This window comes from Halosimplex salinum, from assembly GCF_003730195.1.
Lineage (GTDB): Archaea > Halobacteriota > Halobacteria > Halobacteriales > Haloarculaceae > Halosimplex > Halosimplex salinum.
Window position 1 is genome coordinate 1 of sequence record NZ_QWGG01000014.1, and the last position, 12,503, is coordinate 12,503.

Consider the following 12,503-nt stretch of genomic DNA (forward strand, 5'->3'; position numbering starts at 1 on the left):
ATGCAATGCATTGAGTATTTCCAGCGACTCGAAGCTGAAGGGAAAGGCTGGGAGTTGGAGAGTCGTAGCCGTGAAGAATTGGAGAGAATAGAAGAGGGGCATGGAGGGGTGTCACTTTTCGCAAAGCGTTCTATCATCCTTCACAATCTCTATGGAGTCGATATCGAGGACGGGGCAGTCGAAATCTGTAAACTACGCCTGTGGCTGTCGATGGTCGCTGATATTGAGGACGAACCGAACGAGGTCGAACCCCTCCCAAATATTGATTTTAACATTCGTCAGGGTAACTCGCTGATCGGGTTCACTGAGCTCCAAGAAGTCGCACGGGAAGATGCGGGCGACGCGTCACTCTCGAATTGGGGTGTCGGAACTGCAGTCAAAGATCTCTATGAGGATGTCATCCGGGAACAGGACCGCCATCGAGCTGCGGATTCTGCCCGTGAAGCGCAGAATGCTCGTAAAATGGCTGAACGAAAAATCGACACCCACAGCGAGGAGCTTAATGAGAAGATCCGCGATCAGTTCAACGAACTTGTCGACGAGGATATTTCTCTTGAGGAACTAGAGGAGTTCTCACCGTTTCATTGGGTGCTCGAGTTCGCGACAGTCTATCGGGAAGGCGGCTTTGATGTCATCATTGGGAACCCACCGTGGGATGAGCTGAAGCCATACCGGACGGACTTCTTCCCAAAGTACGATACTGAGTTTCGTAGCCGCCCACCAGGTGAAAAGGACAAGAAGGTAGAGGAGCTCTTAGAGAACCCTGAAATCGCTGCCGAATGGGAGAAGGTCCAGCGTGACAAGGAACGGCAAGCGACCTATATCAACCAGAGTGGAGAATACGAGTACCAGACACCAAGCGTAGAAGGACAACAGGTTGCACGGACGAACGACCTGTCCCTACTGTTCTTTGAGCGAGTCTATGATATCGTCAGAGACGGTGGTTATGTTTCACAGCTGCTTCCTGGTCCGTTCTTCAATGCCGCCGCTGGAAAGGATTTGCGAGTACATGCATTGGAAGAGTCTGAGATTCAGAGTATCATCGGATTTGAAAATCGCGGCATTTTCTCCGATATAGACACTAGGTATAACTTCGGTATCGTTACGCTCCGAACAGAGGGAAGCACTGATACTGTCCACGGAATCTTTCATCAGACTTCCGTTGATGTTCTTCGGTCAATTGACGATGTAGCTCTAGAAATTCCAGCGCGAATCCTCAAAGAGTATTCTCCTGGAGCTCGAATTTTCCCCAACATCGAGGACCAGCAGGAGGTCTCAGTGCTGGATAAAATTCTCCAGACACCACCATTGGCGACTGAAATTGAAGGTGCTTGGCGAACGGTCTTGTACAAGGAACTGGATCGAGGACGAGATCGGGATAGATTCATCGAAGACGAATCCAAAGGGGATTATCCGGTCTATCAGGGAAAGAATATTCACCAATTCTGTTATGAGTCGACCTACGTCGACGACCTCAAACCCATCTCTTTGTGGAGTGTCGATGAGGATAACGAGGAGCTGAGCGCGAAGCGTCGCGTTCGAGAGAAGAACTTCCGTGCCCGGGACGATGCGATCAGCCTGAAGAAGGCTATCTACAACAAGTTCGCTGATGACCCTGAGTTCCGCCATCTCCCGGCAAGTTCGCAGAAGCGGTTCGTCAATCGGTTGCTAACAGAGGAATTCGACCGCCCCGAACTTTCTTTGGAGGACATCCGTCTCCATAGTTCTGAGTACCGGCTTGTGCTCCGTGAAGTCGCTCGTGCAACCGACGAACGGACGCTCATTGCGGCTGTAATCCCACCGGGTGGAGTCGTCGTCCATACGCTGTACACGGTTCGACCATTCGAGGCAAACCCTAGCAAGGATGATCTTTCGGAATTCCCGATGCACAGCGCTTACGACCGTGTTTTCACTGATAAGGAGCTTTTCGTCGCGCTTGGGCTGATCAATAGTATTCCGTTCGATTTCTTGATGCGGACAAAGGTTGATTCTCACGCCTCGAAGTACAAGTTTGAGGAGTCACAGGTCCCCCGACTCACTGATGGCGACGATTGGTTCCACTACATCGCTGATCGAGCGGCGAAGCTCAATTGCTACGGTGAGGAGTTTGCTGAGATGCGTGAGCGACTCGGTGGGATTGAGCCGGCGACGGATATGGAGGCCCGGCGTGAACTACAAGCCGAAGTCGACGCGGCCGTGTTCCACGCATATGGGTTGGATGAGGAGGAAATGCAGTTCGTCCTTGATGACTTCCATCGGGTGTCGAATCCTCGAATTATGACGGAAGCGTACTTCGAGAAGGTCGCTGAGAAATACACTTATCTTGGAGATGTAGGCCCGATGGAGTAATCACTGAAATAGCGCTACGCCTGGTTCCTGAATATCAGTGGGTTCAGATTTACTGATGAATACTGTCCAGCGCTCGTCGGGTCATAGCTCCATCGACATTTAGATATTGACGTGCGGTCGTGATGTCCTCCCACCCGAACATTGCTCGGAGTGCGGGAAGATCCAAGCCTCTTCCTGCATGGTACGACGCTGCTGTGGCACGTAATCCATGTAATGAGGTTGCGTCGTTAGACAATTCTGGGGACAATTTCAGGGCCGTTTCTAGACGTCGCTGTAAGGTCGAGAACGAATACGGCCAGCCACTATGTTCGTCGAGTAACAATTCAACCGCGACTCGAACCCGATACGAAAAGTGGTAGGGAACTGTTCGAGATGCGGCTTCTGTTTTCGGGAGCCAATAACGCTCAGCAAAGCTCTGAAAATCCGTATTGGGATTGTGATCTAGCCGTTGTTTCACCGCCTGCCGGCAGTATCCACAGATGCCACCATCCCGTCCCTTCGTACAGTTTTCCTGTGTGGGAATCTGGATCATCTGCCGCTCTAGGTCAACCCACGATTTCGACAAGTGCGTTGTTTCTCCTGGTCTAAGTCCAAGACGGCCTCCAAGGAGAATGGCCGCTCGTGTTTCGAGTCTCTGTTGTGTATCATCTATTCGCCCAGCACCTTCTAACAGTAGTTCGAACTCGCGTTCGCTAAGGGCCCTCTCTCGTGTTGCTACCATATCCATCGCTGTCTGTCGATACAAAGATAATCCGCTTCTTCTTCGAGTGGCAAGGTGAATCGGTTCACAGCCGGGCAGAATTGCCGTCTGATATGACAGGAAGTACTTATGGGTGCCCTCCGGACGAAGCGTATGGGACTCTTTGAGACCTTATTTAGCTCATCCACTGGGGATACTGTCCCTCAGGCACAGCAACCGAGTCAGCACGAAATCTTCCCCGAGGACAAGTACAATGTCGCATACGCTGTAGCCGCTCGGCGTGAAGAAATTCGGGCGTTAGAACACCTTCTAGAAGCGGATCAGACCTCACCTACCGCCCTGGAGGCTGAGCCTTTCCTTCAGGATATAATCGAAGAGATGGAGCGGGATCGGGAATACTCCCTCCGCCTTCGCACCTCTGGGGAGGAGCTCGTCGACGATATCCGTGAACTCATAGAGCATTGGGACAATCAGGTAGATGAGCAGATAGGGACGATTTGGTGGCCTATCGGAGCAGATACGAGGTTCAGGTTGTACCTCCATTATCTGGAACTCCGTGCTGACGCGGAGGATGACCAATTTTCGTTCCCGGAGTCTGCTGGACAGGTTCACACTCTCGTCCAGCGTGGTCTCAGTGCAATAGAAGATGATGACGACTCGAAGCTCGCTGTAGTCCATAAGCGAGACATTCCTTGGGAAGAACCAGCTGAGGACAGCTGATCCAGTTCGCTCCTTCTCAAAGAGACCGATTAATTGTATCCAGTATCAAACCCAGTTATGGTAGAAATATCAGACTCCCTGTGTTCGCTTTTCACTGCGAAAATTAAGGAGGAGGATGGCACTTTCGTCATCGAGATTCCTCCGAGTGAGATCAAGCACGGGGCGCTGACCGGTGATGAAACGTACCGCATCGCTCTCCTTGATTCCTCCTCCGAAGCTGAATCAACATCTCCACAGGCCCCACGGCATCCCGCCTCTCAGGGGAGCACGAGCCATGATTCATCTGGTCCTCCTGTTGATGAGGGAGAAGTGCGCGACGTGACAATCGAAACCGTCGGTGATCAAGGAGACGGTATTGCGAAAGTCGAACGGGGGTACGTCGTGATCGTTCCCGGCGCTCAGCCCGGCGACGAGCCAACAGTCGAAATCGAACAAGTTCAGGAGAACGTCACGTTTGCGAGCATTGTCGATAGCGATCCGCGAGCACTCTAACCTGTTGTCCCTTCTGTGGATCGGTCTTCTTCTCGGTAAACCATCGGTGTGAGAAGGCTCCGTTCGCGTTTGTCTGATGGAGGTGGTTCTGAAAGTCACGTCACGTTTTCTTCACGCGCTCGCGATGGCACAACCTTCCAAAGCCGAAATACAATCTATGACAAAGGAACCGATTGAGGTACTCGACGACCTGGTCAACCAGGTCGCCGATGAGTTTGAGGCGTATAGACAGCCGGACGAATTCAAGGATGTCTCGCTCGTGATTGAGAACAGCGACGAGGAACATCCGACGCTGATCGCCCACGTTGATAGAGAGGACGCGGAGTCCCTTGCCGACCGTATTGATGAGTTCCTCCGCGAGCATGGTGCTCGTACTGAACGGGAACGACACTCAGCTACGGATGTCCGTGTGTTAGCGACGGTCGACTGACACCGCCCCTCCAATTTTTTGACTGACTGTAAACACCGCTGAAGGACCCTATCTTCACTTCCGATCAAGGGGGTCCCGACCGCTTCAGCTCAGGTGGTTAATCTGTGCAGACAGATACTCTTGGAGAGCGGTGACCGTTTCTTCTGAGACTGCTGAGGCCCCGAAGTCACTCCGATACCCGTGCTTGAGTTCATCGCTCTCTATGATCTCCAGTCCACGCTCAAGCTGCTCCCGTAGCGCATCGTCGTCCCCTCGCCGAAGGTGAGGCGTAACAGCGTCGAGATCGATTTCTTCTGCTACTGCCAGGACGTCCCGGAGGTCTGTTTCACGGCCGCTATGGAGCTTTGCCGCGACGAGGACGGCTCCATCGATGACTCTGGCTGTGGTCGTCACTGTACCTCCGCTCACCTCCTGTTGGTGGCTGTGGTCGTACAGGTAGTCGAACGACCACTGTGCCTCCGTCTGGCGACACCCGAGTCCGTTCACTAGGAGGTCGAAGCCGATCGGCTGTTGCGGCGTGAGCCGCTTCTCGTACTCGATTACTTCGGTGTCGTAGAACCATTTCTTGGCGTGGCTGTCCGTTTCCTCGAAGTCCCGACGTTCGAGGAACTCGATGAAGTCAGCCTTGGAGTCTGGCGCGACGACGATATCGAGGTCCGTGGAGAAGCGAGCATTGAACGCTGAGACAGCGTACCCGCCGACAAGAACGTACTCGTGGCCCTCTTGGGTGAGCTCCTCGAGCAGTTCAATGAGCGCGTCACTTCGGTTGTTGAAGCTCATGGCTGCGCCTGTTCGGTCTCTCGATACGTGACGCCGAGGTCGAGGTCGTCGTACATCCGGTCGAGCATCGCCAGCGCCGACTGGAACTGGGCGTAGTTCTCGCGCATATACTCGATTGTCTCTGCTCTCGGGACCACCGGGTAGCCTTCAACGTGCTCGATATCGAGTGACGCGCGTGGCTCGAGGACGATCTGGAGAGTCCCATCCAACTCGTCGCCGGGCTGTCGCTCGAATGCAGTGGGGAGGTCGAACCACTCGAAAAACGCCTCCCAGGCGTCGACGTCCTGCTCACGAACAGCAAGGAACAGCGGATAGTCGTCGGGCTCGCGACCAACTTGGTAGCCGCCCTGGGTCCACACGTAGACGGCGTCGATCCGCGTAAACGCGAACGGCCAGTCACCGAACTGTGGGATGACGTAGGCCTCCTCGATGGAGGGTGGACTGACGCCGGCGCTGGCAGCGACGAGCTCGAGCGCTGCGTCTCGCACGCGCTCGTCGACTACAGTGAGGCCGTCGTCATAGGAAACGTAGCCTGCGTCTTCCAGCCGATTGACGGCCTGTCTCACTGTCTCGTAGGGCGTGTGGAGGTGTTGGGCGACACGGCGGATGGAGTCACCACTCTCGATGCCGAGGATAGTCTGTGCCGCCGTGTCGTCGAGCACCTCATACATCTGGTGGTTACCAATAATCCGGTAACAGTTAAAAGTCTTACTCGACTGGCCGTAAAGCACGATCTCCCCACTTGTTTCGAAGGTAGTCCAGATCCCCGCTGAAAACACGCGGAACGAATATAACGAATTCAACGAGCAAAACGAACAGAACGAGAAAAATGAATGGATTGAACGCATTCTGAGGAACGAACTGGTTGAGGATGAGCTGGCCGGCTTCTACTCGATGAACAGAACGAGTGAAACGAACGTAACGAATAGAACGAATGCATTGATGGCAACGATAGTGTTTGCCTCAACGAGCGAAACGAACAATTGGTTTTAACATCGTAGTATTCCTCTCACCGAGTGAAACACCCTCACCGAACCAAACGAACAGAACGACCAAAACGAACGGAACGAACACAACGAGGCAAACGAAAGAAATGACCGACACCAACACCGCACGAATCACCGTGGCGAATCAGAAGGGAGGCGCGGGGAAGACAACCGACGTCATTCATACTGGCGGCGCACTCGCTGCCCGAGACCACGACGTCCTCCTGGTCGATATCGACTACCACGGGGGGCTCACCTGCTCGCTTGGCTACAACGATCTGTACTACGATACCGACCGTACAACGCTGTTCGACGTCCTGGACTTCGATCAGATGGAGTCGGTGAACGACATTATCGTCGAGCACGAGGAATTTGACATCCTCCCCGCGAGCGAGAAGCTCGCGAACAACAAGAACATCCAGACGCTGCTTGAGGCACCGAAGAGTCGCGAGCGGTTGGAGATGACTCTCGACGAACTCGAGAAGGACTACGACTACATAATCGTCGACACGCCACCATCCCTGAACGTCCTCACCGACAACGCTCTCGTCGCGACCGGCAACGTCGTCATCCCTGTCATTCCCGAGAAGCTCAACGCCAACAGCCTCCAAATTTTCGCAAAGCAGCTGAGCTCCCTCGAACAGGCGTACGGAGACATCAATCGGGTTGCGATTGTCTGTAACCGTGTCGAGCAGAACGCCGAGCATCGCGACACTATCGAGGAGATCAAGTCGGCGTACTCTCTCCCAGTGTTCGAGATCCCGAAGCGGACTGACCTCTCCCAGTCGATCGGCGAGGGGGTGTCCGTCTTCGGCTTCGGCAAGGAGAACCAGCGCGTCGAGGATGCACGCGACTTGTTCAACGAGATCGCCGACCTGTTCGACGAGACGTTCGAGAAGACCGCACATGAGGAGGTGAAAGCATGAGCGACGGCTGGGGCGATGCTTCCGGCATCGAGGGCAATTACGAAGAGGAGGACGATGAGGTCGATTCCGGTGAAACGAGTGAGGTGAGTGAAACGGTGGAAACCAGTTCATCGACCGAAACGACCGAATCGACTTCAACGAGTAAAACGAACGAAACGAGCAAAACGAAGACAAACATCAAGGACGAATGGAACGGGCGGACGATCTACATTCCCGACGATGTCCTTGACGAGATGGAGGATACCTACCTCGAGTCCCAGCTGAAGCTCCGCAAGGCGGGCCAGGACGAGTTCAAGAAGAACCGCCACTTCTACCCGCTACTCGTCCAGTTCGGTATTGAGGCGCTCTCTGAGGCGGATGCCGAGGAAATCCAGGCGCGTCTCTCAAATCTTGGGCATGAATAGCTTCCGGCGAATGGAATTCAGAATTCGTTGACGCCATTCAAATAGTCGGCACGTTAGGACTGGAGTCACTTGACTACTCTTCGTTAGCGTATTCCCCCTTTCGTGCAAGGATATCGATATCCGTGACGTGCATCTCGTGATACTCGCCAAATTCTGTATCTTGGAGATCACCTAGTTCGATTCGTCCATCAATAAGTACCTCATCCTTTCCAATGCTCTTCCGGGAAGCGTACTCGGACTCGAACTCCTCAATGGATGGCCCACAATCTTCATACCAAAGATCCTCAAATTCCCACTCCTCCTGTTCACCTTTGTACTGATTTCGAGTCACCACAGCTACAGCCCGAACAGCAGTGCCTGGGTCGAGGCGATGTTGACGCTGCCGCTTTTCTATAAGCTCTCTTTCCTCCGGGTGCGTACTTCCTTCAGGAAGCTCCCCAACGTGTTCACACTCGTCGAAGAAATGCGAGCACGTTAGTCCACTCATTGGATTGGCGGCATTGATCTCACCAATTACGTCGACCAAATCTCCTTCAACCATCCGCTGAATTTGCTTGTCCTCATCAGGCTCGAGATCCGGAACTTTCCACGGATCTCCATGCACCTCGGTTACATCGATATCTTGGTCTTCGTGCTGATACAGCTCTACGTCTAACGTAGGATTGATGAAGTAGGTGGAAGGCGACGAACTGGTCATTAGGGTCAGAAGAGCCTCATATATGCCCTGCATCAGCCGTTCAGAAGCCAGAGGTTCCCTCACTGGGTGGACAAGGTTCAACATGTTCATCCCGAGCGATTGAGATGGGTCATCGACATCCCGCAAATCCCACGAACCTGTTGATACTCTCTCAATCTCGAACTCTCCTTTGTGACCGTCTTGGATCGGATTTCGATTATTATCGTACGCCCGCAGGTGGGTATATCGAACCGCCTCAATTCCGTAATCACGATCGAGTCCAAGTGCTATTTCGAAAGCGTCCGCGTCTGAATTGTAATTCTCCTTCTCGAAGAAAGGGGAGAACAGTTCCTCAAATTGCGTCAGTGACATCCTTTCCAGCTGCTCGGAGGCTGCCAGGAGTTCATCACGAGTTATCTCCTCCATCTCTTCATAGCTCATAGCCTGTCGTATCCATTCAATCTCTATAGAAATTCTGTTCAGAATTCCAAAATAATCTAAGCCGGCAAAGTTCTCAGATCTCTATTGGGTCAGGGACCGAATTGGATATAGCGATATACGATATATAGAGTTCTATAAACGCCAATATCTGGTTGTAGAGGGCTCTACTCCCCATATCCCGCCAATACGCATAATTCTGTGCCTGGTTATGATTACACTGGTAATCACGACCACTTTGAAGTACCCCGCCGCCGTCGGTGAAGCACGAATGCTGCAACCGCCTCACGACGGCGCTTCCCCCGGGGTAGAGGCACCGAGACCGGGCCTGCAGGACGGTGGAGGGCCGGTGGATGCCTGATCGAGCACTTTCGACGCCGCTCGACGACCGCTTCGAGCGCTACCTCCAGGACAAGGGGAAAGGCCGCGGCGGTGACGGCGGGAACTATCGACGCAACGCAGCCCGCGAACTCGAGCGGTTCGCCGAGTGGGCCGCCGGCGACCGCGGCGACGACGACTGGACCGGGATCGTCCCCGACGACGTCGACCGGGAGCCGACCTTCGACGATCTCGACGAACGCGTGTTCCGGGAGTACGCCCGGCATCTCAGTGGAGATCGGGGACTCAAGCAGAACACCGTACAAACCTATTACCGCTATATCTCTGCGTGGTGCGGGTGGTGTGTCAACGAGGGATATCTCGAAGCCCATTACGCGCAGCGGGCGAGTGCGATGGCGCCGCTGCCGGAGGACGATGGCCGCAAGCCCGGTGACCAGCAGGCCTGGACGTCCGAGCAGCGTCACGCCCTCACCCGGCATGTCGACGAACGGGCCCGCGATGCCGTCGAGGCGTACACGACACTCCCTGAGGATACTGACCCTCTCGATAAGCAGCGAGCGCGCTACGCGGCGCTGAAGGCGGCTCGTGACCGGGCTCTGGTGTTCGTCCTCGCGTACACAGCTGTCCGCGTTGGGGAACTTCTCCGGGACCCGAACGATCCGCGTCGGCGTGGCGTCCGCTGGGAGGACCTCTCCTTCGATGACGGGAGTATGGACGTCTACCGGAAGAAACAGCAGTGGGACGCCGCCAGTCTCCCCGACCCGGTGATCTCGCCGCTACGGAGTTATCGCCAGCTGATGGACCCGCCGACGGAGCGCTGGCCCGTGTTTTCGACATTCGACCAACGGACGCTCGCAGAGTTCGTCCAGGAAGACCTAGCCGAACGAGGGGAACGCCCAGAAGCAATCGCTGAACGCCGTGCGGAGTACGCTCGCGACCTGCTCCTGGCGCTCGATGAGGACATTCGGCCGCCGTCGATCACGACGGACGGCGCACGGTCGATTCTTCAACGGCTCTCGGAGACCGCAGAGATCGATATCGACCATCCGAAACACGATTATCTTGCTCCACACGGTGGTCGACGTGGAATGGGCGAGGTGCTTGTCCGCGCGTTTGGGTACACGGTGGCGGCCCGGTATCTCGATAATTCAGAGGAGATGGTACGAGAACGATATTCGCATATCGAAGCTGGCGAGTTGGGTGATGTCGCTACAGAAGCTCTCGAAGATGTCGATTCAGTAGACGGCTAAGCGAATCGGTCACGTTTCAATGAGGTGTCTGAACGCAGAAAGTGTATTTTCCCCTTCCTCGGTCAGATCTACGTCGGTCCTTCGTCCAACCTCTTTGGTTTGTATGAACCCTTTCTCGGTCAGTGGTTCTAGTACGTGCGTTTCGAGTAGTCGGTAGCGGGCTCGGTCCGAATCAGCCTCATGGTCAGTGATGAAGGGCAATCCCTCCGGTGGAGTTTCTGCTTGAATTGATTTACCATTCCCTTGGCCGAATTCGATTAGCTCCTTCTTCGTGACCGGACCATTTCGGTAAATGTACTCCATCACGTAGATGAGCTGTGTCTCGGGGGCATCTATTGGGTACGCCGGTAGTTCCTTGATGTTCTTCACTCCGTGTGAAACCGGTTTGACCCGTTGAGCATCTTTTTCACCATACCGTTCTGGCTCGACGTAATACGGCACCGCGTCGGTTACCATACACGCGATCATCCCGCCGATTGCGGATATTTTACTCCCGGTTGCAATGTTCACGAACACGTCATCATCTGCGTGCTGTTGGATTTCTCGTGCCGTCACCCGGACAACCTCATACAGATCGAAAATGTTGCAGGATCGGATCTCTCGGTCAATCCCAGCTGCCTCGATATCCTCATACAGCTCCTCGATAAATGGCGGCCGTTCCCCCTCACCCCATTCCAGTAAGATTAATCGATCAGCTTTCAATTGCTCCGCGGCTTCGACGACACGATCGCGCTCGAACCCGAGCGGCGCGATATGGACTCGTTCACTGGGGCGCATGTCTCGTTGTTGGGGATTCTGTGGTTTATGCGTTTGGTGCGGATTGTGCGCTTAATGCTGCCGCTGATGTTAGAGACCGCGTGGTGCTTAAGGGAATGACGCTGTTAGGCGAATGTGCATGCAACCAACTGATCTTGAGGAAGCAACCCAGCATGCCCAAGACCGCTACCGAGGACTGAGCGAACAGCTCGAGTCTCTCGACGAAGAGAGGGCCGACGACCTCCGTGCCGCACTCGAAGCCGCAGAGGACGCCATCGACGAGGCTCAAGATACCGACGAGGATCAATCCCGCTACGACGCGCTCCATCGGGCGGCCGACTACATTCAGTCAGCACAAGACGACATCGACACCCTCCAGGACGCGGCTGGGTTCGATGTTAGCTACGCTGAGGAACTCGAAGCACTCGAAGAGGCCATCGAAGAGGTCGAGGACGGCCTTGATGAGGCGCTCGAAGATGTTGATGAAGGTGATGCTGATGAGGACGACGAGGAGACTGACGGCTACGAGGTGACCGTCAGTGGGGAAACGAAAGTACTCGACCAGCAGTACATCGAGCCGATCGAACTGCTGCGCACGTTCGAGTACGATCCTAACCAGTACGTCCTCTACCCGCCCGACGAGGACGAGCGAGTCCCCAAAGACAGCGAAATCAACCTCGCCGAAGAGAACGTCTTCGACGCAATCCCCGTTGACACTGCCTACGGGAGCACTCAGCTCGACGACGTGCTCGCAGCGGACATCGACGCCCTTCGAGAAAACCGCGAGGTCGATGTCGATACCGAGGCCGAGGCGCAGTTCGTCCACGTCATCGTTCGGGACTACCAGATCCCGTCGGATGCCTACAATGCGGACACGACGGACGTGATGATCCGCGTCCATGAGAACTACCCCCAGAAGGCTCCGGACTGGGTCTACGTCGACGAGGATCTCCGGCTTGAAGGAGGCGGCGAGCTTCGGAAATCTCGCGACGACCAAGTCCGGGGCTGGTTGGCTCTTTCCTGGCACATCAACAAACTGGACGGCATCGAGTGGGAACCCTACGAGACCGATCTCGAGTGGTATCTGGAGACCGTCGCGAACGGACGACTCCGACAGGGTGACTGACGCGAGCCCTCCCGCTGGCGATCAACCCTCCCACACCACATCTATGCAGGGACATGAGATTGACGGCAGCCGAGAGCGAGCGACGGGGAGCAAGCCGCGGGTATCTCACTGGCTTCGCTCCGTGCTAGAAG

Annotated in this window: 13 protein-coding genes; 8 read left to right on the top strand and 5 right to left on the bottom strand. The window is 54.9% G+C overall.

The window, feature by feature from the left end:
• The coding region (locus D1409_RS22500) for an Eco57I restriction-modification methylase domain-containing protein (RefSeq protein ID WP_394339049.1) at nucleotides 1-2,349 on the top strand (2,349 nt) is incomplete at its 5' end.
• Between the two features lie 49 nt (nucleotides 2,350-2,398).
• Here D1409_RS22500 and D1409_RS22505 read toward each other — a convergent pair.
• Nucleotides 2,399-3,076: a site-specific integrase gene (locus D1409_RS22505; RefSeq protein ID WP_321170479.1), complete on the bottom strand. Its 678-nt coding sequence runs from the start codon at nucleotides 3,074-3,076 to the stop codon at nucleotides 2,399-2,401.
• 126 nt (nucleotides 3,077-3,202) lie between these two features.
• Between D1409_RS22505 and D1409_RS22510 the strand changes: the two genes are divergently transcribed.
• The 3 genes from D1409_RS22510 (at nucleotide 3,203) to D1409_RS22520 (ending at nucleotide 4,691) form a co-directional block, all read left to right on the top strand.
• Nucleotides 3,203-3,769 carry a hypothetical protein gene (locus D1409_RS22510; RefSeq protein ID WP_235853691.1) on the top strand — a complete coding sequence of 189 codons (567 nt, stop codon included), beginning with the start codon at nucleotides 3,203-3,205 and terminating at the stop codon, nucleotides 3,767-3,769.
• A gap of 57 nt (nucleotides 3,770-3,826) precedes the next feature.
• Nucleotides 3,827-4,261: a TRAM domain-containing protein gene (locus D1409_RS22515; RefSeq protein ID WP_123539217.1), complete on the top strand. Its 435-nt coding sequence runs from the start codon at nucleotides 3,827-3,829 to the stop codon at nucleotides 4,259-4,261.
• 157 nt (nucleotides 4,262-4,418) lie between these two features.
• The gene (locus D1409_RS22520) at nucleotides 4,419-4,691 is read left to right on the top strand and encodes a hypothetical protein (RefSeq protein ID WP_123539300.1); all 273 of its coding nucleotides are present in this window, start codon (nucleotides 4,419-4,421) and stop codon (nucleotides 4,689-4,691) included.
• Between the two features lie 84 nt (nucleotides 4,692-4,775).
• Here D1409_RS22520 and D1409_RS22525 read toward each other — a convergent pair whose 3' ends face one another.
• Both D1409_RS22525 and D1409_RS22530 read right to left on the bottom strand, forming a co-directional pair.
• Nucleotides 4,776-5,471, bottom strand: a complete 696-nt coding sequence (locus tag D1409_RS22525) for a hypothetical protein (RefSeq protein ID WP_123539218.1) — start codon at nucleotides 5,469-5,471, stop codon at nucleotides 4,776-4,778.
• On the bottom strand, nucleotides 5,468-6,142 hold the full coding sequence (locus D1409_RS22530; RefSeq protein ID WP_123539219.1) for a helix-turn-helix domain-containing protein: 675 nt from the start codon (nucleotides 6,140-6,142) through the stop codon (nucleotides 5,468-5,470). The genes D1409_RS22525 and D1409_RS22530 overlap by 4 nt, the downstream gene beginning before the upstream one ends.
• Before the next feature lie 422 nt (nucleotides 6,143-6,564).
• On the opposite strand from D1409_RS22530, the gene D1409_RS22535 reads away from it, so the two are divergent.
• On the top strand, nucleotides 6,565-7,383 hold the full coding sequence (locus D1409_RS22535; RefSeq protein ID WP_123539220.1) for a ParA family protein: 819 nt from the start codon (nucleotides 6,565-6,567) through the stop codon (nucleotides 7,381-7,383).
• Nucleotides 7,380-7,787 carry a hypothetical protein gene (locus D1409_RS22540; RefSeq protein ID WP_123539221.1) on the top strand — a complete coding sequence of 136 codons (408 nt, stop codon included), beginning with the start codon at nucleotides 7,380-7,382 and terminating at the stop codon, nucleotides 7,785-7,787. Before D1409_RS22535 ends, D1409_RS22540 begins: the two co-directional genes overlap by 4 nt.
• Before the next feature lie 73 nt (nucleotides 7,788-7,860).
• Here D1409_RS22540 and D1409_RS22545 read toward each other — a convergent pair whose 3' ends face one another.
• Nucleotides 7,861-8,904 carry a hypothetical protein gene (locus tag D1409_RS22545; RefSeq protein ID WP_123539222.1) on the bottom strand — a complete coding sequence of 348 codons (1,044 nt, stop codon included), beginning with the start codon at nucleotides 8,902-8,904 and terminating at the stop codon, nucleotides 7,861-7,863.
• A 350-nt stretch (nucleotides 8,905-9,254) separates the two neighbouring features.
• Here D1409_RS22545 and D1409_RS22550 point away from each other — a divergent pair, with 350 nt between their 5' ends.
• Entirely contained in the window at nucleotides 9,255-10,490 is a 1,236-nt protein-coding gene (locus D1409_RS22550) for a phage integrase SAM-like domain-containing protein (protein WP_123539223.1), read from the top strand.
• A 9-nt stretch (nucleotides 10,491-10,499) separates the two neighbouring features.
• On the opposite strand, the gene D1409_RS24950 is transcribed toward D1409_RS22550, so the two are convergent.
• Nucleotides 10,500-11,267 (bottom strand): HFX_2341 family transcriptional regulator domain-containing protein, encoded by a 768-nt coding sequence (locus tag D1409_RS24950; RefSeq protein WP_164471856.1) that lies wholly within the window; start codon nucleotides 11,265-11,267, stop codon nucleotides 10,500-10,502.
• A gap of 118 nt (nucleotides 11,268-11,385) precedes the next feature.
• Between D1409_RS24950 and D1409_RS22555 the strand changes: the two genes are divergently transcribed.
• Nucleotides 11,386-12,372 (top strand): E2/UBC family protein, encoded by a 987-nt coding sequence (locus D1409_RS22555; RefSeq protein ID WP_164471857.1) that lies wholly within the window; start codon nucleotides 11,386-11,388, stop codon nucleotides 12,370-12,372.
• Nucleotides 12,373-12,503 lie beyond the last annotated feature (131 nt).